We start from the raw sequence: 25,851 nt of genomic DNA, 5'->3' as shown, positions 1-25,851 counted from the left end.
CTTCCGTACTTCGGTACCTCCATACCTATACGGGCGCACTGACGCCCGCCGACATCATCGTTCGAGGAGACACCTGCATGAAGAGCCGCATACTCGCCGCCCTGCTCGCCCTGGGCATTACCGTCGGGGCCCCGGCTGTCGCCACCGCGGCGGACGCTTCCGCCAACTGGCCCAGCAAGCCGGTCACCTTCCTGGTGCCGTTCCCCCCGGGCGGATCGACGGATTTCATCGCCCGCGCCGTGGCCCAGAAAGTCGGGGAGAAACTGGGCGGCACGTTCCTGACGGAGAACAAGCCGGGCGCCGGCGGCACCACCGGGGCGGCCTATGCGAAGCGGGCGGCGCCTGACGGCTCGACCATCCTCGTATCGTCGCTGGGCCCGTTCGTGATCTCGCCGCACCTGGTGTCGAATCCGGGCTACGACGCGCGCAAGGATTTCGACTACATCACCGTGGCGGTGCAGGCGCCCAACGTCCTGGTCGTCAATGCGAAATCGAACTTCCATTCATTGAAAGATGTGATGGATTACCTCAAGGCCAACCCGGGCAAGATGACCTTCGCGTCGGCGGGCAATGGCACGTCGGATCATTTGACCGCCGCATTGTTCTGGCAGGAAACGCATACCGAAGGGACGCATGTGCCCTATAAGGGCGGCGCGCCCGCCATCGTCGACCTGCTGGGCGGCCAGGTGGATGCCTCATTCTCGAACATCAACACGTGCCTGACGCACGTCCAGGCCGGCAAGCTGCGCGCGCTGGCCGTGACCAGCGCCAAGCGCTCTCCCCTGCTTCCCGACGTGCCGACCATGGAAGAGCTGGGCTTCAAGGGAGTCACGGTGACCTCCTGGCAAGCCTTCGCCGCGCCGAAGGGCCTGCCCACGACCATCCGCGACAAGCTGCGGACCGCGATCGTCGAAAGCCTCAACGATCCGTCCATCAAGCCCAAGCTGTTGGAACTGGGCTTTGAAATCGTCGGCAACACGCCCGCGGAATTCACCAAGTTCCAGGCCGAGGAATACGATCGCTGGAAGCGCGTGATCGAAGTCGGCCATATCACCACGAACTAGATAGGCCATGGATGGCCGAGGCCCGGGCGCGGATGGGGTATCCGCGTCTCGGGCCTTGCTCCTGCCGCGGAGGTCGGATAGGAAGGCTCATGACACTGGGGGTCGCGTGCGGGTCACGTCACTGCATCCGACAACCAGGCGCGTAAGGTGGCGATCTTGGGCTCCGCGTGGCGCGCGAGAGGACAAACGAAGAAATAGCCATACCGGGTCGGCAAGGCCATGTCGAACAGGGCAATGATCGTCCCCGCCTCCAGCGCGTCCGACACCAGTGTCTCCCGCACCAGCCCAACTCCAGCCCGGTTGATGACGGCCATCGCGACGAACGAGGGATCGTCGGCGACGATTTCCCGCATCGCGGGAAACGCGAGATCGAAATGCTCGAACCAGTCGCGTGGGGAGTCATGGCTATCGCGTATCAGGCGCAGGCCCGCCAGGTCGGCGGGCGAACGGGGGATGGCGCCCCCTGCGAACGCGGGGCTGCATGCCAATATCAGGCGATCCTGGAGCAGGGGCGTCGTATGCAGGCCGGGCCAGCCCCCGGCGCCGTAGCGGATGGCCGCGTCGACGCCGTCGTCCATGCTGAAATGCGTAAGCGCCTGGGTCAGTCGCAGGTCGAGCAGCAAATCGGGATGAGCCTCGCAGAACAGGCCGAGACGGGGAGCCAGCCAGCGCGACCCGAACGACGGATGCACGCTGACGGTCAATTTGTGCCGCGGCAGGCTGGGCGCGGCGCTGCGCAAGACCGTGTCCAGGCTGTTGAGCAGCCCGCTCAAGTTGACCGCGATGCCGCGGCCCGCGTCCGTCAGCGTGATGCCGTTGCGGCTGCCGTTGAACAGCGATATGCCCAGATGCCGTTCAAGGTCCTTCAGCCTGTGGCTGATCGCACTCGGCGTAAGGTTCAGTTCCTCAGCCGCCCGCGCCACCTGCCCCAGCCGCGCCACGGCCTCGAATGCCCTTAGCGACGCGAACGATGGAAAGGAACGGGGCGGCGTTTGCATGGTGATTTGTACAGATCATTGATCTTTGGTCATTTTACGCGGCGGCATCGGCTTCCCGAAGATAGCGGTCTTACCGGGAGAAGCCGCATGAAACTGCGCGATCTGTTGTTGGCGGTGGTCGTCACCGCCCTGTGGGGCATCAATTTTTCCATCATCAAGATAGGCCTGGGCGCCTTCGACCCGTTCGTCCTCGCGGCACTGCGCTTCCTGTTTTGCGCGCTGCCCTGGGTATTCGTGATCAAGCGGCCCCGTACGCCGTTCCGTCACGTGTTCTGGTACGGACTGGTGCTGGGCGTCATGCAGTTCGGCCTGCTGTTTCTCGCCATACGGCTGGGGCTGTCCGCCGGGATGGCGTCCGTGGTGCTGCAATTACAGGTCTTCTTCACGATCGGTTTCGGCGCCCTGTCCCTGGGTGAGCGGATAAAGCCGCGCCAGTTCGCGGGCATGCTGCTGGCGTTTGCCGGTGTCGTGGCCGTGACACGAACCGACGGCGCGGGCAGCACCCTTGCGATCGCGCTCGTCGTGGGGGCCGCCGCGTCATGGGGCATCGCCAACATCATCGTCAAGCGATCCGGGGCGTCCGACATGCTGGGATTCACGGTCTGGTCCAGCCTGGTGCCTCCCCTGCCGCTGCTGGGTATCGCGCTGGCGATAAGCGGCCCGGCCCGCGTGGCGGCCGACCTGTCGAACGTCGGTTGGCATGGGGCCCTGGCAGTCGGCTACCTGGTCTATCCCACCACGATACTGGGCTATTCCGCCTGGAATTACCTGTTGCGCAAATATCCGACGCCGCTGGTCGCGCCGCTGAGCCTGCTGGTGCCCATCTTCGGTATGTTTGGATCGATGCTGATCTTCCACGAGGAACTGACCGCGCGCAAACTGCTGGCGGCCGGCCTGGTGCTGGGGGGGCTTTTGATAAATATGGTGGGGTGGCCAGTGCGGCGGGGAAAAGCGCGCGTCTCGTCAGCCGGCACCTTCAAAAGCTGATGCAAGGTCATAACGCCCGCGGGATTCCGGAAGCTATCGGGCCATTCGGCGTGGCCAGGGAGGAAATTATTGGCCCGCCCTACACGATTCGAACGTGTGACCGCTCGCTTAGAAGGCGAGTGCTCTATCCAACTGAGCTAAGGGCGGCGCGAGGACGCTGGGGCGCCGGAACCGGACCGGGGGAAGCCGATGCGCAAGCGCCATCGCTTCATCGTTCGGCGGTTCGATTCGGAGCCGCATTTTACATGGCTTGCAGGGCGCCCTCCAAAGCGGCGGCAGCAGCAGCGAAAGGCGTCCCATAAACATTGCATTACAGACCGTTTCAGTCGTCGTAACTTGCGGTGATACAGTGCCTGTCCCCCTACTGCTTCCGACGCCATGAACCGTTCGTCCCGCGCGCGCGACATCCTTCTTTTGGGCGCACTGGCCGTCCTGGCCCGACCTGCCGACGCCGGCATCAGCTATACCCTGGACCGCGCCGCCGCCGCACCAGGAACCACCGTCCAGGTGCAGGCGGTGTACTTCAATGACGGAACCGCCGGAGCGCGCTGGCAGCCGCCCCGCGATCTGATCCTGCAATGGCGCTCGCCCGACGGCGCCATCATCCGCACGCCGGCGCGGGCCCAGGCCGATGCGCTGGACATGAACGTACCGGTCAACAATTTCGCCCGCATGTCCTGGACCGCCGTCGTGCCGGCGCAGGCGCGGGGACTGCAGGCCGTCTCCATCGAAGGCGAGCCCGCGCTGATGGCGCTGGACACCGGCGCCGGCGGCGGCGCCATCGTCGCATCCAGGCCCGCCGATGTCCCTGTCGTCGATCCGGCCACGGGCCGCCCCGTGCCGGCGCCGGAAGTCGCCGCCGCCGGCGCGTCTCCCGCCGCGGGCCCGGCACCGATCCAGGCGGCGCCCACCGTCGTGCCGGCCGAGCCCAACCGCCTGAGCGGCGTGCTGGCGGGACTGTCGGAGTACCAGCCCATGTATTTCGACATCCGCACGCGGGACCGCACCACCGCCCGCTTCCAGCTGAGCTTCAAGTACCGCCTGTTCCGGCCCGACCCTGCCGACCCCAGCTTCTGGGACAAGCTTTACCTGGGCTATACCCAGACATCGCTGTGGGACTTGCAAGGCGACTCGCGGCCCTTCATCGACACGACCTTCAATCCCAGCCTGTTCTGGCTGAACGACAACATGTGGACGTCGAAGAACCAGAACTGGCGGATGGGCCTGCAGGGGGGCGTGGAGCACAATTCCAACGGCAAGGGCGGCGACGACTCACGCTCGGTCAACGATGTGTTCGTCCAGCCGGCGGTGAATTACCGCTTCGATGGCGGCAGCACCTTGACCTTCGCGCCCCGCATCAAGGCCTACTTCGGCGTGGCCGACGAGAACTCGGACTACGCCGACTACGCCGGCCATGTCGACTGGAACCTGCGCTGGGCGCAAGACAACGGCCTGATCGCCTCCATGATGTATCGCCAGGGCGCCAGTTCGCGCCGCACCACGCAGCTGGATTTCGCGTGGCCGCTGAAACGCACGTGGCTCAACATGAACGGCTACGTGCATTTGCAGTACTTCAACGGCTACGGCGAGACCCTGCTGGGCTACGACCAGCGGCACAGGTCGCAGATCGGGATCGGGTTCTCGCTGGTGCAGTAGACGCCTCTCGCCGCAGGGGCGGCGGTCACTCGCCGATAGGCAGGTGCTGGTGCCCCGTCGAGCCGCGCAACTCCAGGTCCGGCATGCGCCGCACGATGATCAGCGAGACCAGCGTGATCGCCGCCCCGAACGCGAAAATCATGCGGAACGTGGACGCAACGCCATCCATCAGCGCCAGCTTGGCGGCCGGCGCCAGCTGCGACAGGACGTCGCTGCCATGGCGCAAGGCGCCCAGGTCGATCTCCTGGACGATGCCGGCCTTCGCCAGCGACGCCGCGAACCCCAAGGCCAGCAGGCTGCCCGCCAGCGCGCTGCCGAAGGCGCTGCCCACGGAGCGCAGCACCAGCACCGACCCCGTGCCCGCGCCGATGTCGCGCGGTTCAAGGGCATTCTGGACCACCATGATCGTGCCCACCATGCATTGGCCCAGGCCCACGCCGGCCAGCAGCGTCACGGTCAGCACCAGCGCCAACGGCGTCGAAGGTCCCATGAAGGCCAGCGCGCACAGGCCGACCACGGCCACCGCCAACCCCACCGACAGGATGCCGCGCAGCTTGCCGACCCGCCGGGCCAGATTGCTGCTCAACACATTGCCCGCCACGTTGGACAGCAGGAAGGGCACCACGAACAGGCCCGACTCCGACGCGCTGGTGCCGCGCACCAGCTGGAAATACAGCGGCAACGAGAAAATGCAGAGAAAAATCGCCAGTGCGCCGGTGGAGGACACCGCCACGCCGCAGGTGAAGGTCCGGTTGGCGAACATGCGCGGCGGCAGCAAGGGATCGTGCGCGCGCTTTTCTTGCCATACCAGCCCGATGAGCGCCAGCACGGTCACCAGCACCAGGCCCATGATCTCCGGCGACAGCCAGGAATAGGCGGCGCCCCCCCAGCTCAACGCCAGCAGGCAGCTGACGATGGTCAGCGCCAGCAGCAGGGACCCCATCAGGTCCAGCCGCGCCTTGCCGCCCTTGGGCTTGAGCGTGCGCAGGCCGCGGTTGCAGGAATACATGGCGATCAGGCCCAGCGGCAGGTTCATCCAGAACAGCCAGCGCCAGGACAAATGCTCCGAGACGTAACCGCCGACCAGCGGGCCCGCGATCGAGGCCACGCCCCAGACCGCCGCCAGGTAGCCTTGGTAGCGGCCACGCTGGCGCGGGGCCACGACATCCGCGATGGCCGCCTGGGCCAGGGACATCAACCCGCCGCCGCCCAGGCCTTGCAAGGCGCGGAACCAGATCAGCTGGTCCAGCGTCTGCGCCATGGCGCACATCACCGAGGTCACCACGAAGACGCCGATCGAGACCGTCAACATCCCGCGCCGGCCGTAAATGTCGGACAACTTGCCGTAGATCGGTGTCGTCACCGTGGCGGCGATCAGGTAGGCCGCCACGATCCATGACAGATGGCCGAAGCCGTTCAGGTCGGAAGCGATGGCCGGCACCGCCGGGATCACCACCGTCTGGTCCAGCGAGGCCAGCAGGATGCAAAGAATAATGCCGCCGATCACGCGCATGATTTCGCGGTGACTCAGGGCGGCAGGGGCGGAAGTAACCTGGGGGGAACGGGAGGATGCGTCTAGGGTGCCTGATGGCGTGGACATGATGCGGGCGCTGCGTACGGCGTAGGAACGGGGCGGATACAGGGAGGCGGATACAGGCCTATAGATGTCAAACATCTATAAGTTATATATATATTAGACCAAAGACCTGACCTTCGCTTTAAACGCGGCGGCCAGGCTTGCCTTGATCCCCGGCTTGCCTTGACCAGGAACTGCTCCTACCCTGGAACACGTCTTGCATACCGCCGCCATGTCATGGCACAAGGGGCGGCCTGCCAGATACAGGGAGACCACCCTATGAGCGAACGATTCAAGATTGGCGATCGTGTGCATTGGAATTCTGAAGCAGGCTGGGTGAGCGGCACCATCACGGCGGTCCACCACGGCGACTTCGACTACAAGGGTCACAGGCGGCGCGCCACCCCTGACGATCCCCAGTATGAAATCAAGAGCGACAAGACAGACCACATCGCGGCGCACAAGGGGTCGGCGCTGCATCGCCGCCCGCCCGGGAAAGGCACATGAACCTGCCTTTTTATACGGTTGGCCATTCGACTCGCAGCCTGGAGGCGCTCGCGGCCCTGCTCGCGACGGCGGACGTGCAATTGCTGGTGGACATCCGCACGGTGCGGAAGTCGCGCACCAATCCCCAGTACGGGCAGGACGTGCTGCCCACGGGACTGGCGGCATATGGCCTGGCATACGAAGCCATCGAGGAACTGGGCGGCCTGCGCGGCAAGAGCAAGACGGTGGCGCCCGAGGTGAATGGACTCTGGCACAACCAGAGTTTCCACAACTACGCCGACCATGCGCTGACCGAGAATTTCCAGCGGGGACTGGCCCGCTTGATCGCGCTGGGACGGGAGCGGCGCGCCGCGGTGATGTGTTCCGAAGCGGTGTGGTGGCGCTGCCACCGGCGTATCGTCGCCGATTACCTGCTGGCGCGCGGCGAGACGGTTTTCCACCTGATGGGCGAGCACCGGCTGGAACCGGCACGGCTGACGGAGGGCGCCGTGGTACGGAAGGACGGCATGGTGGCGTATCCGGTTCCGGGGCCGGGGCCGGGGCCGGAGCCGGCGTAATGCGCGCGTGTAATCCGGGGGGCCGGCGTGGGTCCGCGCGCCCCTGAAACATCCATTCGTGGGCGTCCATTCGTGGGCGTCCATTCAGGGGCGTCCATTCGGGATTTCCATCCGGAGGCGCCGTCAACGGCAACCCTCAGGACCGCCGCGCGCTACCGAGCGCTATCCCCGCCAGGACCATGACCATCCCCGCCAGCAAGGCCGCGTCCGGCCGTTCGCCCAGGAACAGCATCGACCCCGCGATCCCGGCCACCGGCGTGGCCAGCATCCCCAGCGCGGTGGTGGTGGCCGGCAAGCTGCGGTTGATCGTCGCCATGGCCCAATAGCCTAGCGCCGTGCCGCAGACGCCCGCATAGGCAAAGGCGGCCACCAGCCCGGCGCCCCAAGGGAAAACCGGCGCCCCTTCCGTGCCCAAGGCCATGGCGCCCAGCACGACCGCCGCCAGCAGGGCCTCCCAGAACACCAGTTGGAAGGGCGTCGCCAGCCACTTGTGTTTACGCACGTACAGGATGCTCGCCGCCCAGCACCAGGAGGCCAGCAGGATCATGCCGTTGCCGGCCAGCTGGTCCGTGTCGCGCCAATCGACGACGAACGGGTTGAACAGGACCAGCAGGCCCGCCAGGCCCAGCGCGATGCCCGCCAGCCTCCGCCGGTCCAGGCGCTCGCCCAGCAGCAGCCAGGCGCAAGGCGCCACCCAGAGCGGCGTCGCATAGCCAAGAACGATGGAGCGGCCCACCGTGACGTGACGCAAGCCGGCCGCAACCAGCGTGGAGAAAGCGACCATGTGCAGGAGTCCGATGGCCAGGATCACCGGCACGTCGTCCCGCTTGGGCACGATGAAGTCGCGCCGTGCCAGTTGCAGGGCCAGCAGGACGACGCACGCGATCGCCGAGCGGATGGCGGTGGTCCACAGTGGCGGCACGCCCTGGACGATGGACTTCGTCACGACCCAGTTCATGCCCCAGGTGAGGATGACGAGGGCAAAAAGGAAAAGGGCCTGGCGGCGGGAAAGCGCGGGAGACATGACGGAATGCCTGGAGGGAGCCGGGAGTCGGGACGCAGATATTTCGGCGATGAGCGGCAATGTAGCGACGACTGGATCATTGAATAAGGTAAAGTTTTTAAAAATTGATTGAGCCAGTTGAACAACGCCCAGGACGTGCCGCGGAAGCATTCCAACGCACTGAGGAAGCGCCGTGATCCATTTGTTATCCCGCCCCGGCGGTCCGCTGGGACTCACGCTCACCCGCGCTGGCGGGATTTCCCTGCAGCGGCAGATCTGCGATCAGCTCCGCGACGCGGCCCTGCAGGGACGGCTGCAATCCGGCCAGCAACTGCCTTCCACCCGCGAACTGGCCGCCGCCCTGGGCGTCGCGCGCAATACGGTGGCGGACGCCCTGGCGCAACTTGCCATGGAGGGCTTCCTGGATATCCGCCAGGGCAGGCGCCCCATGGTCACGGCGTTGCGGACGCTGGGGGACGATACGCACGGCGCGCCCGGCGGACGGCCACCCACAGGAAGCCGCGCCGCGCGGGCATCGGGGTCGGCACTCGCACCGACAGCGGCGGCATCGGCGTCGTCATCGCCTTCCACGTCGCCCCGCCCTTCCCGCTGGGCCGCGGCCCTGGCAAGCAGCGACTGGCCTTTCCGGCAGGAACCGTCAGGGGTCCCCCTGGCGCCCGGCATGGCCGATCCGCGCGAATTCCCGCACGACCTCTGGGCCCGTTGCCTGCGCGGCGGCGCGCGCCGGGCCGATGCCCGCGATACCGCCGACCTCAACCGGCAGCCGCTGCGGCAAGCCCTGCTGGCGCATCTGGTGCGCGAACGCGGCGTGCGGGCCCAGGCGCACCAGCTGTTCTTCACCCCCTCCGCCCAGGCGGCGCTGGACCTCTGCGCGCGCCTTGTCCTCGACCGCGGCGACGCTGCATGGATGGAAAGCCCCGGCTACGGCGGCGCCCGCGCCGCCCTGCTCAATGCCGGCGCGGCGCTGCGCGGCATGGCGGTCGACGGAGAAGGCATGGTGCTGCCCGACGGCGCGTGGCAAGAAGACGGCCTGCCGTTCACGGAAGACGGCGGCCCATCCAAGAAAACCGGCGCCCCACCCGGGAAAGACAGCAGGCCCCCCAAGGCCATCTTCGTCACGCCATCGCACCAGTACCCCACGGGCGTGCTGATGTCGGCGGCCCGGCGGCAAGCCCTCCTCGACCTGGCCCGGCGCGCCGGCGCGGCCATACTGGAAGACGACTACGACAGCGAGTTCCACTACGACGGCCGCCCGGTGGCGGCCTTGCAGGGCCTGGATGCGGACGGCCGTGTTTTCTATGTCGGCACCTTCGCGAAAGCCATGATCAGCGATATCCGGGTCGGCTACGCCGTCGTGCCCCAGGCCTACGCCGCGTCCTTCGTCCTGGCGCAGCGCCAGACCGGCCAGATCGTCGCGCCAAGCTTGCAGGCGGGACTGGCCATGTTCATCGAACGCGGCCACTTTTCCGCCCATATCCGCCGCATGAACCGCGTGTATCGCGAAAGACGCGATCACCTGGTCGATCTGCTGCGGCGTCGCCTGGGCAAGCTCCTGCAGGTCGAAACGCCGCCTGGCGGCATGCAGGTGCTGGCCACTTTCACCGGCGGCCAGGACGACACCGACGTAGTACGGCGCCTGGCGGCGGCCGGGGTATCCGCGCGCCCGTTATCGCGGCATTATGTGGGAACGCCCATCCGCCACGGCCTCTTCCTGGGGTTCGCGGCGTGGCGGGCGGAAGAAATGGCAGCGGCCGTGGACAGGCTGGAAGCGGCATTGCACGAGTAACCGGCAAGGAAAACCGGCCAGCCAGGGCGGATTCCATGACGGTGGCGCCGGCGTGAACCGGCCCCGGCTGGCGGGTCCTGGCCGTACCCCCGGCAAGCGCCGCGCCCCCGGGCGGGGAAAAATTTTCGCCACCCGGGGAATAAAACCACCCGTCCCCGTGTTCACTCCCATGCAACCCACCCTCAGGAGGTCACATGGTTCGCACTTTCTCGTTCTCCGCCCTCGGCCTGGCCGCGGTTCTCATGACCGGTACCGCCTTCGCCGCGCCTCCCGCCAAAGTCAGCAACGGCGTGCTGGTTGGTGACAAAGGCATGACGCTGTACACCTTCGACAACGACAAGGACGGCAAAAGCGCCTGCAACGGCGGCTGCGCCACGAACTGGCCGCCCTTCGCCGCGCCCGCCAGCGCCAAGGCCGAAGGGGACTGGTCCGTGATCACTCGCGATGACGGCTCGAAGCAATGGGCCATCAAGGGCAAGCCGCTCTACTACTGGACCAAGGACAAGGCCCCCGGCGACAAGACCGGCGACGGCTTCAAGGACGTCTGGCACGCCGCCAAGCCGTGACCGCGGGCGCAGCCACGGATGTGGCCCAGGTTTTGGGCCACATCCCGGCCCTGCGCCGCTATGCCCGCCTGCTGGCGGGCGACGCCGCCACCGCCGACGACCTGGTGCAGGACACGCTCGAGCGCGCCTGCGCGAAGTGGTCGCTATGGCGGCCGGGCACCGACCTGCGCGCGTGGTTGATGACCCTGATGCACAACCTCTATCTCAACCGCGTGCGCGACTGGCGTCACGACGATGGCCATGCCGCCCTCGATGAGGGCCCCGAGCCTTCCCACCAGCCGCTGGCGCATGCGCCGGAAATGCTGGACCTGCAGCGCGCGCTGGAACGCCTGACGCCGCCGCTACGATCGGTTTTGCTCCTGGTCACGGTCGAGGAATACACCTACGCCGAGGCCGCTGAAATCCTGCAAGTCCCCGTCGGCACCATCATGTCGCGCCTGCATCGCGCGCGGGAAACCGTACGCTTGTCGATGGACGCGCCGGGCGATGCGCAAAGAACCCACCCCTTGCACCTGGTGAAGCGATGATGGAAAAGGACGCCGCGGTCAGTGACGACGACCTGCACGCCTTCGTCGATGGACAACTGGACGCCGACCGCGTGCCGGCGGTGTTGCGCCATCTTCAGGCCAACCCGGATGCCGCGGTGCGCGCCGCGTCCTGGCAGGCCCAGCGTGCGCAACTGCGGCGCGCGTATCGCGATACCGCCACCGAACCCATACCGGCGACCCTCGCGTCCGTCGTGCAGCGACATGCGCGGCGGCAGCGCTGGCGCCCTTGGGGCCAGGCCGTCGCGGCCTTGCTGCTGGTGGCCGCGGGCGCGGCCGGAGGCACGCTCTGGACCACGTTGGGGGCCCGCCAGCCAGGCTTGTCGGCTTCCCAGGCGGCGGCCACCGCAACGCTATCCTCGGGCGCGGCCACGGCGCCCCAATTCGTGCGTGATGCCGCCACGGCCTATGCCGTCTTCGCGCCCGAAGTCCGCCATGCCGTGGAAGTGCCCGCGCAGGAAGAGGCGCATCTGGTGCAATGGCTCAGCCGCCGCCTGGGCCGGCCGCTGACGGCGCCGGCCTTGCAGGCGCAGGGCTATCGGCTGCTGGGCGGCCGCCTGCTGACGGGCGATGGCGACGACGCCACCGCGCCGCGCGCGCAGTTCATGTACGAGGACGCGCGTGGCCGCCGCGTGACGCTTTACGTCGCGGTGTTTCCGGCACGTACCCAACCTCGCGAGACCGCCTTCCGGTCCGTGCGCAATGGCGATACGGAATCCTTCTATTGGATCGAGAACGGCTACGGCTATGCCCTCAGCGCCGCCCTGCCCTCGTCCGAGGTGCAAGCGCTGGCGGGCGTGATCTACGACCAGCTCTATCCGCGCTGAGCCTGTCATCGGCCCCTGTCGTCGGGGCCGCTCACACCAGCCGGGCGGAGGACCTCGCCGGCATTGCGGCGCCTGTTCCAAGCACGCCAGGCCGGCAGTTCCGCGCCGGATCGGGGCCACTTCGCGCGCCCTGCTGGAGCCAATGATATGTGCGCTGCAACAAGACGCCGCGCCGCTGACAGCTTTGGGTAAGATGCCTGCTCGCCTATGTATCCCGTCAACCAGCCGAGGTTCAGCATGACCGTTACCGTCCGCCCCGTCGCCAGCGCAGACCGCGCGCGCTGGCAGGAATTGTTCGATGCCTACATGCGCTTCTACAAGCGCGAACCCAGCGATGAGGTCAACGAGCGGGCCTGGACCCGCATCATGGATCCCGCCTCGCCCGTGAACGCGATCGTCGCCGAAACCGACGAGAACGGCGAGAAGAAGGTCGTGGGCATCGCCAACTACATCCTGCACGACAATACCTGGACCTTGACGCAGGTGTGCTATCTGCAAGACCTCTTCGTCGATCCCACGATCCGCGCCCAAGGGGTGGGGCAGCAGCTGATCGATTGGCTGGTCGCGAAGATGAAGTCCGAGAATTGGTCGCGCTTGTACTGGAACACCGCCGAGAACAACTACCGCGCGCGTGGCCTGTACGACAAGTACACGCCGCACAGTGGTTTCCTGCGTTATGTGGTCAACAACGCCTGAAGTGGCGCGGGCGTTCAGCGCAGATCGGGCGGGTTCATGCTCGCATCGCGCACGTAAGGATCATCCTTCGCCACCGTCAGCGTGGCGGCGATATCGGCCGGCCACCGCGGAATGCGGCTGGTGCGCATCGCCAGCATGCGCGCCCAGGCATGTAGTGTGTTGAACGGCCACATGATCAACCACATCGCGCCCGACATGCCGGCATCGTTGACGAATATCCGTTCGCGGCCCGCGGCGGCCGGCTCGCGCTGGCCGTCCACCGGCATGCAGAACCTGATCGCATCGATGACGGCGGCCGGCCCTTCTTCCATGTAGCGACGCAAGAACTCCCAGTGGGCGATGACCGCCTTCTCCTGGTCGATGACGATGCTGAAGGCGAATGTCTCCCGCACGGTCTTGCGGTCCTTGTCGAGCACCAGGCCACGCAAATCCCAGTTCAGCGCGCCGAAGATACCCTTGCCTCGCCCCAGCGTGAAGAAGACCTCGTCCCAGGGAACGCTGAGCACGGTCCCGTTCAAGCGGAACACATGCACCATGCGATGCTTCCGGTCGAGCGCAATGGGATAGTAGGTCCAGCGGAACAATTCCTTTCCCGCCATCGACAATCCGAGCACGGCGATTATCGCCAACACGCCGCAACCCACGAAAATGACGGGCCAAAGCCCATTCTCGTTCGGCACCTTTCCGGTCGCGACCATCCACAGGAAATCAACGACCCAGTACAGGCCCACCCCGGCGATGGCCAACCCCAGCAATGTCAGGAACCCACGTTGGCGGTACCAGCGGTCCACCGACAGCAGGTAGGTCGAGTTCAGCTTGACCACCGCGAGTTCTGATCTCGGGGCCACCTCCAGCCGCTGCTTCTGCTTGAGCTGCTTGTCGCGCTCCCACTGGGTCAGCGGACGATTATTGGGAAACTTGGGATAGATGCCTGTGTTATCCATTACTGCTGTCGACTCCATGGCTCGCCCGCGGCCGACAACCGCGCCGCGGCGTCCGTCGTTGGTTATCAGCTGCCCAAGGCAGTATTGAGGTTGTTGATTTCCTGTTGGAGCACGGTGTAGTAGTCGATCCCTGGCGTTCCCTTCCCCTGGAACCTCCCCCACAGGCAGCGTTTGAGCCACTCCTGGATCTTATCGTCCTGGAAAACCGCGATGAGTATCGCCACGATCACCAGCACGACCGTCAGCACGATACCCCAACCGGTGCTCGCCGACCAGAAAGCGTACAGGACGATAAGGTTCAACGCGGCGGAGGCTATGTACAGCCCTCCCATCAAGCCGTTGTGCTCGACCATGATCTGGTCCTTGGCGGTCTTCAGGTCGAAGCAGGCCATGATGATCCCGGTGATCACGCCGGCCCGCCCCCCGAACGAAAGCAGCCTCGTGGTCGCGGCGCTGACCGTGGGTTCGACACCGTATCGCATCGCCACGGCGGCGGCTCGGCCCTTCAGGACATTGCCCAGCACGTCAGCCATGGACCCGCCGGCGCTGGCGATGCCCACCACGAACTTCCAGGATGCATCGGTTCTTTCGTGGTCCATGCCACCCTGCATATCCTTCCACAACTTGTAGAGCGCCACGCCCTGAAACACGCAACCGACCGTGCCTACCCGCACATCGGTATTGATCGTGGTGCGCCAGCGCACCAATTCACGCGCCTCGTATTGCTCCATGCTCATGGACGTCTGCGCCAGGGCCGCGGCGCGGTCCGCGGCGTTGCCGGTCTTGGGCACCGCCGCCGCGGCCTCGCTGTCGACCACGCGGAACCAGTATTTCTTCTCCGAGCCCTCGACGCTCTGCCCGGACACGCCCATGCGCCGCAGTTCGTCGGCGACGGCCTTTTCCATTTTTCGCTGGTCGACCTTGCCGTCATGCTGGCGCAGCGTCTCGCGTATCAAGGCCGCCCGAAAGTCCTTCTTGCTGCCCGTTACTTCGACAATTTCAATCCGGCTGCGCGAAATCACTCCCAGGCGCACCGCCATGCGTTGCGCCACCTTGCTGTCCACGCCGGAATTGAGCACGCGGGTAATCGGGCCCAGGGTCTGCTCCACCAGTCGCGCGGTCATGGCGGCCGCGCCTGTGTTCTCCAATTGCTTGAGGGCGGATTTATAGGTTTCGGTGAGGTTGCCCCATGGCAGGCCCTTCCAGTCCAACGTGGTCTGCGAAGCTTCCTGCACCTTGCTCGCGACCAGCTTTTGGTTATGGAACATTGCCCGCAGCAACAGGTTCGTGTTGTCGGTTTCCCAGCCTACCAACCAGTCCAACAGCATCTCGAAGCATATCTTCTTGTTCTGCACGCCATCTATGCAAAGCATGAAGACCGCAAGATAAACCTCGCCGCTGAAAACGTCCTCGTCGTCGTAGTTGCATTGGAAGTTGGCCAGCATTTCCGGTCCCTTCATCCAGGACACATGCGCGGTGGCCAGCGGAATGATGGTCCCCACGTCGAACGCCTTGAGCTTCTTGTCGAATTCCGCCTGCCAAGCCACCCGCGCCGGCTCGTCATAGTCCTTCATGTATTTCGTCCAACTCTCGCTGCGCGCGGCATTGCGCGCGGCGGCGCCGGGTTCGCGCGCCTTCGCGGCGCGCTCCATTCGCTCCTTCTTGAGCTGCGGATTCAGTTTGTCCGCGAGGATCATTCCAACGGCGGAATTACCCATTCCTCCCGGCCCCATGAAAATGGGCTGCTCGTCTCCGTAGACCTCGATATTGGACGCCTTGCGGTCTGCTTTCTCCAGGAGGTCCGATTCGGCCTTGTCGGCGACCAGCTCGCGCAGGGATTCGATGGACTTGGACACCGTCAGTTCCCGGATATCGGCCGGATCGTTGGTAAATGCATCGAAGCTATGCCGCATCAAGCGCGCCAGGTCTTGCGCGATACCCGTCGGGTCCGGCAGGGCTAGCATCACGCCCTTCCCCGGAGAAAACCAGTTGGACGCCTTCTCGACCAATTCGTACATCCACGACTGGCGGCTCATCCAATCCACCGTCGTCCAATCGTATTGGTCCTGCATCTGGTCGAAACCCAGGTTGTGGCGCGACTCGGTGAAGTACTCGGCGACCACGTCCTTGATATTGACCATCGGGTGCGCCTGGGGATGCTTCTTGCTCCCCAGCCACGCCTGCACGTCGAATGGAACCATGTGTCTTTCGCGCTCGGCCGCACCGCCCGCGCCCATATGCCTGTCGCAGACGTCCTGGGTCCACTGCACGTCGGACAAGGTCAGCCAGACCTTGGTGGCCCTCCTGGCATCCGGGATGGTGATCATCGACGCCATGGCCTGGTGTTCCGATGAGTGGCAGGGGAAGTTGTTTTCCCCGTCCTTCAACACTTTTCCCGGCTTGAAGCGATACAGCGTGTTATCGCCGTTGACGTAATAGCCATCGAGCTTGTCGCGCGCCTCATCGTAGACATAGACGAAGCCTGGCCTCAGCAGGCGTACGCCGTAGCGTCCCGCATTGCCCAGTTGCCGCTCCTTCGCGGCCAGCGCCGGATGCGCCAGGTCCCCGGTCAATGCCGCCGGCGAATGCGCGTTGTTGCGCAGCACGGCGTAGCGCACGGGGAAGATGGGCAGGCCAACGCGGTGATAGGGGCAGTCCTCGCCACACTTGACGTAGGGGCCTTTGTCTTTGGTCGCGTCAGGAGAAGGAGCGTTCATGCGTGTGTCCGGCTGGGTCGTTCAAGTCCTCGCGCATGCGGTCGAAATCCTCCGGCCGCAAATCGGCCGTCGCCACGCGATACGGGTAGTCGGCGTCCGCGGGCAGGTTGGCGAGCAAGGCCTGCATGCGCGGATGACGATCGAATTCGGGATGCACGGTCACGCCGTGCCAGGCGTATTCCTCTTGGTCCTGCAGCCGCGCCAGGCCATGGTCGCGCGCCTTTTCCAGCTGCCGCAGGATGTCCTGGCCGGCGCCGCGCAAGGCCGCCACCGAAGCGGGCCGCAGCCGTTCCAGCAGGGTATTGATGACATTCATTCGTTGCAGGGCGAAGGCCTGGCGCCGGGTAATGCCGGGCGATTCGGCGGCGAAGACCTCGGGGCGCCGCATGTCCTCCCAGGCGCCGCCGATGCTGTACTTCCAGCAGCGCACCGGTCCCATCAGCCAGGCCATCTGCGCCGGCGTAAAGAGCCATTGCAGCTGGATCAGCACCCGCGGGTCGAAATAGCGGAAGAAGCAGGGCCCCACGGCGGGCAGGGGCAGGACCAGGCGCGTGGTCAGCGCCCGCGCCAGCGTGGCCTGGTCGACGCCCTCGTCGACATCCAGCAGGCCACACAGCCACAGCGCCTCGCCGTCGGCCTCCTGCGCCAGCGCCATGGCCAGGGCGGCCTCGCGCGTCAACGGCGTGGCACTGGCGATGTCGTAGAGGCGCGGCATCACACCGGCGCTGCGCGCCAGCTGGGCGGGCACCAGCGCCTGGCTGGCCATGCGCGCCGGCCCGGCGTGCGCGAGCGCGCCATCGGCGATGGCGTAGGCATACTCGCGCAGGTCGGCGTAGACGAGCGACATCCTCCCCCCTTAGATCGGCACCACGGCGCCGCCTTGCTGGGCCGCGCCGCGCACTCGGGCGTCGCACAAGGGGCCGCCGCCGAAGCCTGCTCCGGCCTGGGCCGATTGCGGGCCCTGCCAGGAATGGGAGCCGGCATGGAAGGTCACCTTGCCGGGCGCATGCAGCTGGACCTGGCCATTCTCCAGGCGCAGGTAGGCGCCGCCGGCCGTCGCCAGGATGCGGGTGCTGCCGTCGATTTGCACGGTGGCGTGCGTGGAGCTGATCGTCACCGTGTCGCGGGCATTGAGCGTGGCGGCATCCTGCTGCGCGTGCATCGCCAGCTTGCCCGCCGCCGCGTGCAGCATCAGGCCGCGCTGGCTGGCCGGCCGGCCGGCCGCGCCGCCCTTGCCGTCGGTGTACAGCACGACACCGCCGGCCACATCGGCCACCACGTCGCCGATGGCGCTCCAGTTGACGTCGGGCGCCACGTGGGCCAGCGTGGCCCCGGCTGCCAGAAAGGCGCTGGCGGGTGTGTACTGGCCGATGCCGGCGGGGGCGCTGACCTGGAAGTGCGGCTCGCCGTATGCGGTCGCGGTATCGCCGCCGGCAGCGCCATCCCCTGTCCCGCTGGCCGTGCCGCCCGTGCCGCCCGCGCCGCTATTGGCGCGCGGCCGAGTCTGCGTCTGCCGCAGCACTTCGCCGACATGCGCCAAGCCCTGCAGCGCCGGCAGGTCGACGGGTTCGCCATCCCCCTCCAGCCTGGCCTGCTGCGTCGCGGCCGACCGGGCCAGGCCACGCGCCTGCTCCGACGCCTTGTCCACCTGCGCCGCCGCTTCCCTGCTGTCCAGCGCAGCGCCGCTGGCATTGGGGCGCGCGTCGGCGCTGACCAGCAGGCCCTGCCCGCCGCGCACCGCCAGCGAGGCCTTGCTGGCCAGTTCCGCGCCGTGACCGAGATCGTCCAGGCGTTCGTTGTCGTTCTGCTGCTTGAGCCGGCCCAGGTTCAGGCGACTGTCCTGCTGCGTCGTCGACGCGGTCAGGCGCGACTGGCCTGGCGTATCGTCCATAACCAGTTGGTTGTAGCCGCCCGATCCGGCTGAACTGCTGGACATCTCCTGCGACTTGAACCCGGACATCACCACGTTGTGCGCATGGGCGCCCTCGGTGCCGGCGAACCAGGCGGGGGCATTGCCCGTACTGCGCGCGGCGCCGGATTGCACTTGGTTGTACGCGGCGTTCTCGCCGCCGGCGCCGTTGTACACCGCGCCGACCACCACGGGCCGGTCGATGTCGCCGTGCAGGAACTGCACCAGCACCTCCTGGCCGACGCGTGGGACGAAATGCCCGCCCCAGTCGCCGCCGGCCACGGGCTCGGCCACTCGCACCCAGGCTCCCAGGTCGCTGCGCGCCGGGGCGTTATCGACGCCGGCCGGATGCGCCTGGCGGCTGCTCGACGCAGCGCCGCGCTGCCAGTGGAACTGGACACGGATGCGGTGGTCGCGATCGGTATGAACGGGATCGTCGGCGCCCACCACCAGCGCGGTCTGCGTGCCCAGGATGGTGGGACGGGGATGGATGCGCTGGCCGTGGCCGTCGAGGGTCGCATTGCGATACGTCACGGTCGCGGGAATCGCGGTAACGCGGTTCTGGTAGAAGTCGGCCGGCGCATCCACCGCGTCATCGGCGGATTGGCCGCCCATGGCCACGCCGGCCTTCCCTGCCGCTTCCTCGAATGCCTGCCCCAGGCTGGCCTGGAGGTTGTTGCGCGCCGCGTGATCGACCCGCAGCACCAGGAACTCATTGCCGTCGGACGTGCCGTCGGCATAGTGATCCGTCAAGGTGAAGCGCTGCCCGGCCGCCAGCGTACGCACCGTGCCGGCGCCTTCAAAGGTGGACGCGGGCACGCGCAGGGCGGCGAGCAGGTTGTGCGCCAACCGGTCGCCCTGGGCGTCGTCCTCGAAGGCATACTGGCCGGGATAGTCGGCGTCCAGCAGGGCCATCTTGTTGTTCAAGCCGTCGCCGGGCGCCTGCACGGACACCACGCGGCCGCCGGCGGCGCGGTAGTCCCAGCTGGCCAGGCGCACGCCATTGGTCAACCAGCGGCGCGCGCGGCCCCAGCGCTGCATGGTGTCCTCGGTCTCCGTCGCGTCCGCCCGATGGAAGCGCACGCGGTCCTGCGGGCCGGCCTTGAAGGCGTCGTTGTCGTCGGCGATCACCACGGTATGGCTACCGCCGCCGTCTTCCTCGCCGGACTGGTGCTCGACCCAGTAATACAGGCCCTCCTCGGCCAGCAAGCGCTCGACGAAGTCGAAATCCGATTCCCGATACTGGATGGTCAGGCTGCGCTTGGCATAGACCGTCCGGTCCTTCAACGCCCAACGCCAGGCGGGGGCCAGGGCGCCCTGGTCGCGATAATCGTTGAAGACGCTTTCCACGATGTCGCAGACATTCATGTCCTGGAATACGTAGCTGTCGCGGCGCTGGCGCAGGAAGGCCAACCAAGGCTCCACGCATAGCCGGTAGCGCGCCAGTCCGCCATTGGCGCCGTCGAAGCTGGCCGCCGTCACATGGCCATGCCAGACGCGCGGGGCGTCCCGGCCTTGCGCGGTCTGCAGGGTAAGCCTGGCGGGCTGGCCCAGCATATCCTTCAAGGCGATATGCGCGTCGTCGGACAGCGCCGTGATGTCCAGTCGATAGCCGCCATGGCTGATGCGGTCGCTGCCGCGCATCTCCTGGGCCAGCAGGCGATTGGCGCCCAGCGGCGTGGACAGGTCCAGCAGCCGGTTGCCCTGCTCGAAGGCGGCGGTCAACAGGCGTGTAAGGTCTGGGGTGTCGCTGAACATGAAGCTTGCTCTCCCGGGGCGCGATCCTGGCGCGCCCCTCAGTCCACACGGAAACTGAAATCGCCGGCCTCGCCCGCGCTGGCCCGGATGCGGCTGATGGCGGCGCCCTCGGCCATGCGGGCCAGCACCTGCCCGGCAATCTCGGGCAAGAGGGTGCCGTTCAGGATGTGATCGACGTTGCGCGCGCCGGTATCGACCTCGGTGCAGCGGGCCAGCACGGCCTCGACCAGGGCTTCGTCCCACTCGAACACGGCGCGATGGTTGGCCAGCACGCGGGCGGCGATGCGTTGCAGCTTCAGCGTGATGATGCGCGCCAGCGCATCATCGTCCACCGGGTAGTACGCCACCGTCTTCATGCGACCGAGGAAGGCCGGCTTGAAGGCCTTGTATAGCTGCGGCAGCAGGGCCTCATGCAAGGCATCCGGCGCCGGCCGCTCCTCCGCCGTCTTGTTCAGGCACGCCTGCATGATGGTCGAGGAACCGACGTTCGACGTCAGGATGATCAAGGTATTGCGGAAGTCGATCTCGCGTCCTTCGGCATCGTCCATGAAGCCCTTGTCGAACACCTGGAAAAACAGCTCCAGCACATCGGGATGGGCTTTCTCTATCTCGTCCAGCAACACCACGCTGTAGGGTTGGCGCCGTACGGCCTCGGTCAGCACGCCGCCCTCGCCGTAGCCCACGTAGCCCGGCGGCGAACCCTTCAGGCCAGACACGCTGTGCGCCTCCTGGTACTCGCTCATATTGATGGTGATGAGCTTGCGCTCGCCGCCGTACAGGATGTCGGCAACCGCCAGCGCGGTCTCGGTCTTGCCTACGCCGGAAGGGCCGACGAACAGGAAAACGCCCTTGGGCTTGTCCGGATCTTCCAGTCCCGCGCGCGACGTGCGCACCCGTTGCGCGATGGCTTCGAGCGCGTGGTCCTGGCCGATCACCCGTTCCGCGAGCAGAGGCTGCAGGTCCAGCACGGTGCGCACTTCGTCGTTGACCATGCGGCCGAGCGGGATGCCGGTCCAGGCGGCGACGATCTCGGCCACCACCTGGGCGTCCACGCAAACGGGCACCAACGGAGATTCGCCTTGCAGGACGCGCAATTTCTCCAGCAGGCCGGCCAATTCCTGCTGGCGCGGGTTGAGCGCCGCGGCCTTGCCGCCGGACTTGCGCTTCGCGCCGGGCCAGGAGGTCGGCTGGTCCGCTGCCCCGCCCGCGCCGTCCCGCTCCTGCCCTTCCCGCTCCAGCGCGTCGCGCAAGGCCTGGATCTCGCGGGCCAACGCGCGTTCCTGCTCCAGGCGTTGCCCAGCCTGTTCCAGCAGGGCGCCAGCCGCGGCGATTTCCGTCTCCAGTTCCGCCAGGCGCGACTCATGGCCGCCGGCGGCGGCCGCGTCGCGCTTCAGCGCGCCTTGCTCGGCCGCCAGGCGGACCAGCTTTTGCCGCGTGTCGTCGATCAGGGCCGGGGTGGTGCTGTTGCCCAGCGCAACGCGCGCGCAGGCGGTATCCAGCACGCTCACCGCCTTGTCCGGCAGCTGGCGGCCGCTGATATAGCGATGCGACAGGCGTACGGCGGCGGTCACGGCCTCATCCAGCACCCGGACGGAAAAATGCTTTTCCATCAGCGCCGCGATGCCCCGCAGCATGCTGGCCGCCAGCACCTCGTCGGGCTCTTCCACCTTGACCACCTGGAAACGGCGCGCCAGCGCGGCATCCTTTTCGAAGTACTTCTTGTATTCGCTCCACGTCGTGGCGGCGATGGTGCGCAGCTCGCCGCGCGCCAGCGCCGGCTTCAGCAGGTTGGCGGCATCGTTCTGCCCGGCCTGTCCGCCCGCGCCTATCATCGTGTGGGCCTCGTCAATGAATAGGATGATGGGCGTGGGGCTGCGCTTGACCTCTTCGATGACGTTCTTCAAGCGGTTCTCGAACTCGCCCTTGACACTGGCGCCCGCCTGCAACAGGCCCATGTCCAGCACCCGCAGCGTGACATTGGCCAGCAAGGGCGGCACGTCGCCCGCGATGATGCGCAAGGCCAGCCCTTCGACCACGGCGGTCTTGCCGACGCCGGCCTCGCCAGTGAGGATGGGATTGTTCTGCCGGCGCCGCGTCAGGATATCGATCATCTGGCGGATTTCGCCGTCGCGGCCGATCACCGGATCGATATGCCCCTCGCGGGCGCGTTCGGTCAGGTTGGTGGTGTATTGGTCCAGCGCCGGCGTCCGCGACAACGCCCCCTGGGCCTTGCCCGCGTCGGCCGACGCCGCGCTGTCGGCGAAGCCCACCGACTGCGAGGCCTCGCTGGAGCCCGCGGTCACGCCGGCGAAATCATGCTTCAGAGCGTCCAGCTTGACCTGCTCGAAACGCGTGGAGCCGCGGCGCGCCAGTTGCGCCAGGTCTGGCTCGGTCAGCAGGGCCAGCAACAGGTGGCCGGAGCGGATGCGCGTGGTCTGCGTGTCCAGGGACGCGATCAGCCATGCATGCTCGAACAGGCTGGTCAGGTGGGGCGAGAACACCGGCGTGCGGCTGTTGCCATCCTTGAAATTGCGCAGCTCCGCGTTGAGGTCCGCCTCGACGGCCAGCGGATCGATATCGCCGTGACGCAGGATCATCCCCACATCGCACCCCGGCTGCTCCAGCAGCGCCAGGAACAGATGCTCCAGGTCCACTTCGTAATGGCCGCGCGACATGCAAAGGTTGGCGGCGCGCTCCGCGGCCTGGCGGCAGGTGTTGTTCAGTTTCGCGATCAGCGTCTTCAGGGGTATGGCCATGTGCTAGGCGCCGGCGTACCGGCGTTTCCCGGGAAGTTGTAGGGTCGTTTCAGTGGATGGTGTGCAATTCATAACTGGCGTCGTCCCGGTCTTCGGTGGCCGGTTCGCTGCACAGGAAGGTGTTCCAGCCCAGGCGCGCGCCGCCGCCCGCGGCGTCGCCGCCCAGCGCGCTGCCGGTCACCGCCTCCCTGGCGAGGATCAGGCGCACCTCGTACTCGAAACTGACGCCGGCCAGCATGGTCAGCATTTTCTCCAGCGCGCGAGCCCGCTCGCCGCCCGGCAGGAAGTCGGCGAACACCTCGCCGGACAAGGGCCCGATCCAGATGCGCATGCGCAGGTCGCGCTGCCAGATGCGGTCGCCGGCGAAGGCGGACACGCCCAGCACGGCGCCCGGGCTGCCCAGCGACGTGCGACGTTCCGGCGGCACCGTGTACCACTTGCCGACGAACTGCTCGACCCGCAACGCCTGCTTGAAATAGTCCCGCAGCACCTGCTGCAAATACGTGCCGGAGACCGGACGCTGGCGCATGGCCGCCGCATAGTGCGCCATGCTCTCGTCGTACACCGCGCCGCCGCCGGCGCGCAGGCGGTCGCGCAGCGCGGGATGGCCAAGGCCGCCCAGGGCCAGCAACAGGGGCAGATAGTGGTGGTCGCGGTCGGACTCGTGCCGCAGGGGCAAGCGGTATTTCTTCCAGGCCCCGTAGAACAACGCCGCCGCGCGGTTGGCGAAGATATCGAAGAAGGCGCGCGCGCCGCGATCGCGGCTGAGGCTTTCGCGCAGGGCCAGGTTTTCCGTATAGTGCAGCGGCAAGGCGCCCTGGCCGCCCAGCAGGCCGAAGAACGCCGGCGTCAGGGCTACGCGCGCCACGTCGCCATTGGCCACCGCGGTCTTGATCGCCTGCGCGTCCGCGAGCGGATTGTCGTCGCGGTCGTAGGCCTGGATGCCGGAGATCTCGCTGGCCGGAAAACCCAGCGACGGGGAATTCAGGAATTGCAGGCGTCCCGCCACGACGTCGCGCGCGCGGCCGTCCTGGCGCCGCAAGAACCACCGCTCCAGCAGGCGCACGGCCTGGAAGAACTTGTAGCGCTGGGGCTCGGCCAGCAGCGATTCGATTACGCCAGTATCGCGTCGCCGTTGCATGGGGGGCACCGTAGAAGTTCATCGGAATTCCGGCGCGACAGCACCACCAGCTGCACGAAGCTGTTGGCGTGCACGTAGAGGCCGAAAAAGCGGTTCATCACCGCCACGAAAGCATGCAGGCTGGTACCGACGAAGTTGTCCTCGTTCAGTGTCAGGCGTATTTCGATGCCGCGGACGAAGGTGGCGAAAGGCTCGCCCGCCATCCAATGGGTGGCGGGACGATAGTCCAGGCCGACCAGCCCCTCGATCTGGCGCGCGGCCACCGCCGAATGCGAAAGATCGTACAGGCGCAAGGTTTCCTTCAGCGCTGGAAGGCCGCTTTGCACCAGGGACAGGTGGTTCAGCGCCAGGTGCGATATCAGCCGCCAATGGGCCGCGTGTCCCTGGGGAAAACGATGGCTGTGGGTCGGGCGGCGCAGCATGCGGATGGCGCGCGCCACCGTGCCGCCCTCCAGGAACAGGTCGCCGCCCGGCTGGCCGGCCGCCAGTTGCGCCGGCAGGTCGCGATTGGTGCAGGTGAGGTCTATGCTCAGCGTCTCGACCTGGGGCACCGAGGGATCGAAGTCGATGTCGACCAGCGAGATCTCCGTCTCGTAGCCGGGGCTGCGCTGCGCCACCAGTTCGTCGCGGCGCGCCGTCCAGTAATGGCCAGCCCCCTCGGGGGTGTCGCCATGCTGCAGCGAGTAGAAGGGCCGGAATTCCACCACCGACTCGCCCTGCGCGCCCTGGCGCACCTGGCGCACGCGGTCGATGGCGTAGATGTCATAGCCATAGGCCCGCCGCGCGTCGGCCACCACGGGATAGGACGCAGCCATGTGCGTCACCCGGATGGGGTCCGCGCGCTGCTTGAACAGGTTGACCACCGGCGTGCAACCCAGGCGCAGGTTGTCCGTGCCGACGCTCTCCAGCAGCCGCGCGGTATTGGAGTCAGCGCGCACGCCGCGCACCGCCAGGTGCAGGGTAAAGGCCCGCGCCGCGCCCACGGCGCCCCGCAGGGACTGCAGGTCGATATCGACGAAGTTGAATTTCTCGGCGAAGACGAAGTGCTCGGCCAGCAGCCGATAGGCCGGGTGCGAGCGGGCGGGATAGTCGATGAGCGCCTCGTCGTCGGCCAGCCCCACTTCGCTGATCGGCATCCCCGCGACCGCCTCCCAGCGGCCCGGGCGCGACTCCACGTACGCGGCTGCCGTGCGCAGGAACAGGCAGTCGCGCAGGGCAGCGACGAAAGACGGCTCGCCGTGCAGATAAACGCGCACCTTGCTCGCCGGCAAGGCGGCGAAATTCATGGCCTCGCCCAGGCATTCCAGGCGTATCGACAACCGCCCCGTCATGCCGGCCGGCAGGTTGCCGGCGGGCGCGCTGGCGCTGCTGACATAGCTGACCTCCGTTATCGCCAGCGGCAACAGGGTCACGTCGTAGACCGTGCGGAAACGGCAGGCCACGCCTCGCACCGGATGGGATTTCAACTCCGTGCCGCGGGGAATGCGCGCCGGCGCGGTCAGTTGCGCGGCCACCTGGCCGGCATCGAAGCAAGCGACCGAGCAGGAGGGGAACGGTCGCAGGTAATGCGGATAGAGGACCTCGAACAAGGCCTCGGTGAACTCGGGGTAGTCGTCGTCCAGCTTCTTGTTGATCCGCGCGCCCAGCAGGGCGAAGGACTCGATCATGCGCTCGACATGCGGATCCTCGCTGTTCTCGGCGGACAGCCCCAGCCGCGACGCGATCTTGGGATAGCGCTGGGCGAAGTCACGCGACGAACTGCGCAGGAAGTTCAGCTCGCGTTCATAGTACGGCAACAGGTCTTCCATGCTTCCCTCCCCCGGTCTGCTTGCGTCGG

At 66.9% G+C, this 25,851-nt stretch carries 20 protein-coding genes and 1 tRNA gene; 10 read left to right on the top strand and 11 right to left on the bottom strand.

Annotation, left to right across the window (positions count from 1 at the left end; all coding sequences use genetic code 11):
• Nucleotides 1-77: 77 nt before the first annotated feature.
• The gene (locus C7R54_RS21310; protein WP_129152418.1) at nucleotides 78-1,064 is read left to right on the top strand and encodes a Bug family tripartite tricarboxylate transporter substrate binding protein; all 987 of its coding nucleotides are present in this window, start codon (nucleotides 78-80) and stop codon (nucleotides 1,062-1,064) included.
• A gap of 113 nt (nucleotides 1,065-1,177) precedes the next feature.
• On the opposite strand, the gene C7R54_RS21305 is transcribed toward C7R54_RS21310, so the two are convergent.
• Nucleotides 1,178-2,062, bottom strand: coding sequence for a LysR substrate-binding domain-containing protein (locus C7R54_RS21305; RefSeq protein WP_129152417.1), 885 nt, complete (start codon nucleotides 2,060-2,062; stop codon nucleotides 1,178-1,180).
• 87 nt (nucleotides 2,063-2,149) lie between these two features.
• Between C7R54_RS21305 and C7R54_RS21300 the strand changes: the two genes are divergently transcribed.
• Complete coding sequence (locus C7R54_RS21300; protein WP_129152416.1) at nucleotides 2,150-3,049, top strand: EamA family transporter; 900 nt, start codon at nucleotides 2,150-2,152, stop codon at nucleotides 3,047-3,049.
• Between the two features lie 70 nt (nucleotides 3,050-3,119).
• Here C7R54_RS21300 and C7R54_RS21295 read toward each other — a convergent pair.
• A tRNA-Arg gene (locus C7R54_RS21295) sits at nucleotides 3,120-3,196 on the bottom strand.
• A gap of 231 nt (nucleotides 3,197-3,427) precedes the next feature.
• Here C7R54_RS21295 and C7R54_RS21290 point away from each other — a divergent pair.
• The gene (locus C7R54_RS21290) at nucleotides 3,428-4,705 is read left to right on the top strand and encodes a phospholipase A (RefSeq protein ID WP_129152415.1); all 1,278 of its coding nucleotides are present in this window, start codon (nucleotides 3,428-3,430) and stop codon (nucleotides 4,703-4,705) included.
• 25 nt (nucleotides 4,706-4,730) lie between these two features.
• Here the strand turns inward: C7R54_RS21290 and C7R54_RS21285 are convergent, their stop codons facing one another.
• The gene (locus C7R54_RS21285) at nucleotides 4,731-6,218 is read right to left on the bottom strand and encodes an MDR family MFS transporter (RefSeq protein WP_129152414.1); all 1,488 of its coding nucleotides are present in this window, start codon (nucleotides 6,216-6,218) and stop codon (nucleotides 4,731-4,733) included.
• A gap of 342 nt (nucleotides 6,219-6,560) precedes the next feature.
• Here C7R54_RS21285 and C7R54_RS21280 point away from each other — a divergent pair, with 342 nt between their 5' ends.
• Entirely contained in the window at nucleotides 6,561-6,788 is a 228-nt protein-coding gene (locus tag C7R54_RS21280; protein ID WP_129152413.1) for a hypervirulence associated TUDOR domain-containing protein, read from the top strand.
• Complete coding sequence (locus C7R54_RS21275; protein ID WP_129152412.1) at nucleotides 6,785-7,345, top strand: DUF488 domain-containing protein; 561 nt, start codon at nucleotides 6,785-6,787, stop codon at nucleotides 7,343-7,345. The genes C7R54_RS21280 and C7R54_RS21275 overlap by 4 nt, the downstream gene beginning before the upstream one ends.
• Before the next feature lie 136 nt (nucleotides 7,346-7,481).
• Here the strand turns inward: C7R54_RS21275 and C7R54_RS21270 are convergent, their stop codons facing one another.
• Nucleotides 7,482-8,369, bottom strand: coding sequence for a DMT family transporter (locus C7R54_RS21270; protein WP_129152411.1), 888 nt, complete (start codon nucleotides 8,367-8,369; stop codon nucleotides 7,482-7,484).
• A gap of 172 nt (nucleotides 8,370-8,541) precedes the next feature.
• Here C7R54_RS21270 and pdxR point away from each other — a divergent pair, with 172 nt between their 5' ends.
• The 5 genes from pdxR (at nucleotide 8,542) to C7R54_RS21245 (ending at nucleotide 12,789) form a co-directional block, all read left to right on the top strand.
• A complete protein-coding gene (gene pdxR / locus C7R54_RS21265) occupies nucleotides 8,542-10,155 on the top strand; it encodes a MocR-like pyridoxine biosynthesis transcription factor PdxR (RefSeq protein ID WP_204524365.1) in 1,614 nt (537 codons plus the stop codon).
• 194 nt (nucleotides 10,156-10,349) lie between these two features.
• On the top strand, nucleotides 10,350-10,721 hold the full coding sequence (locus tag C7R54_RS21260; protein ID WP_129152410.1) for a COG4315 family predicted lipoprotein: 372 nt from the start codon (nucleotides 10,350-10,352) through the stop codon (nucleotides 10,719-10,721).
• A gap of 20 nt (nucleotides 10,722-10,741) precedes the next feature.
• Nucleotides 10,742-11,248 carry an RNA polymerase sigma factor gene (locus C7R54_RS21255; protein WP_240039641.1) on the top strand — a complete coding sequence of 169 codons (507 nt, stop codon included), beginning with the start codon at nucleotides 10,742-10,744 and terminating at the stop codon, nucleotides 11,246-11,248.
• Nucleotides 11,245-12,093: an anti-sigma factor family protein gene (locus C7R54_RS21250; RefSeq protein ID WP_129152408.1), complete on the top strand. Its 849-nt coding sequence runs from the start codon at nucleotides 11,245-11,247 to the stop codon at nucleotides 12,091-12,093. The genes C7R54_RS21255 and C7R54_RS21250 overlap by 4 nt, the downstream gene beginning before the upstream one ends.
• 237 nt (nucleotides 12,094-12,330) lie before the next feature.
• Nucleotides 12,331-12,789 carry a GNAT family N-acetyltransferase gene (locus tag C7R54_RS21245; RefSeq protein WP_129152407.1) on the top strand — a complete coding sequence of 153 codons (459 nt, stop codon included), beginning with the start codon at nucleotides 12,331-12,333 and terminating at the stop codon, nucleotides 12,787-12,789.
• A gap of 14 nt (nucleotides 12,790-12,803) precedes the next feature.
• On the opposite strand, the gene C7R54_RS21240 is transcribed toward C7R54_RS21245, so the two are convergent.
• From C7R54_RS21240 to tssF, 7 genes are all read right to left on the bottom strand, one after another.
• On the bottom strand, nucleotides 12,804-13,733 hold the full coding sequence (locus C7R54_RS21240) for a DUF6708 domain-containing protein (RefSeq protein ID WP_129152406.1): 930 nt from the start codon (nucleotides 13,731-13,733) through the stop codon (nucleotides 12,804-12,806).
• A 65-nt stretch (nucleotides 13,734-13,798) separates the two neighbouring features.
• The gene (locus tag C7R54_RS21235) at nucleotides 13,799-16,450 is read right to left on the bottom strand and encodes a T6SS effector BTH_I2691 family protein (protein WP_129152405.1); all 2,652 of its coding nucleotides are present in this window, start codon (nucleotides 16,448-16,450) and stop codon (nucleotides 13,799-13,801) included.
• Nucleotides 16,431-17,297 carry a hypothetical protein gene (locus C7R54_RS21230; protein WP_129152404.1) on the bottom strand — a complete coding sequence of 289 codons (867 nt, stop codon included), beginning with the start codon at nucleotides 17,295-17,297 and terminating at the stop codon, nucleotides 16,431-16,433. Before C7R54_RS21230 ends, C7R54_RS21235 begins: the two co-directional genes overlap by 20 nt.
• Nucleotides 17,298-17,306: 9 nt before the next feature.
• The gene (locus tag C7R54_RS21225; protein ID WP_129152403.1) at nucleotides 17,307-20,117 is read right to left on the bottom strand and encodes a type VI secretion system Vgr family protein; all 2,811 of its coding nucleotides are present in this window, start codon (nucleotides 20,115-20,117) and stop codon (nucleotides 17,307-17,309) included.
• 38 nt (nucleotides 20,118-20,155) lie between these two features.
• Entirely contained in the window at nucleotides 20,156-22,873 is a 2,718-nt protein-coding gene (gene tssH / locus C7R54_RS21220; protein ID WP_129152402.1) for a type VI secretion system ATPase TssH, read from the bottom strand.
• A 49-nt stretch (nucleotides 22,874-22,922) separates the two neighbouring features.
• Nucleotides 22,923-24,023 (bottom strand): type VI secretion system baseplate subunit TssG, encoded by a 1,101-nt coding sequence (gene tssG / locus C7R54_RS21215; protein WP_192903714.1) that lies wholly within the window; start codon nucleotides 24,021-24,023, stop codon nucleotides 22,923-22,925.
• On the bottom strand, nucleotides 23,987-25,822 hold the full coding sequence (gene tssF, locus C7R54_RS21210) for a type VI secretion system baseplate subunit TssF (RefSeq protein WP_129152400.1): 1,836 nt from the start codon (nucleotides 25,820-25,822) through the stop codon (nucleotides 23,987-23,989). The genes tssG and tssF overlap by 37 nt, the downstream gene beginning before the upstream one ends.
• Nucleotides 25,823-25,851 lie beyond the last annotated feature (29 nt).

The organism is Achromobacter aloeverae (assembly GCF_004121055.1).
GTDB lineage: Bacteria > Pseudomonadota > Gammaproteobacteria > Burkholderiales > Burkholderiaceae_B > Bordetella_C > Bordetella_C aloeverae.
The sequence above is the reverse complement of the archived record's forward strand: the minus strand, read 5'-3'. Positions and strand labels throughout refer to the sequence as shown.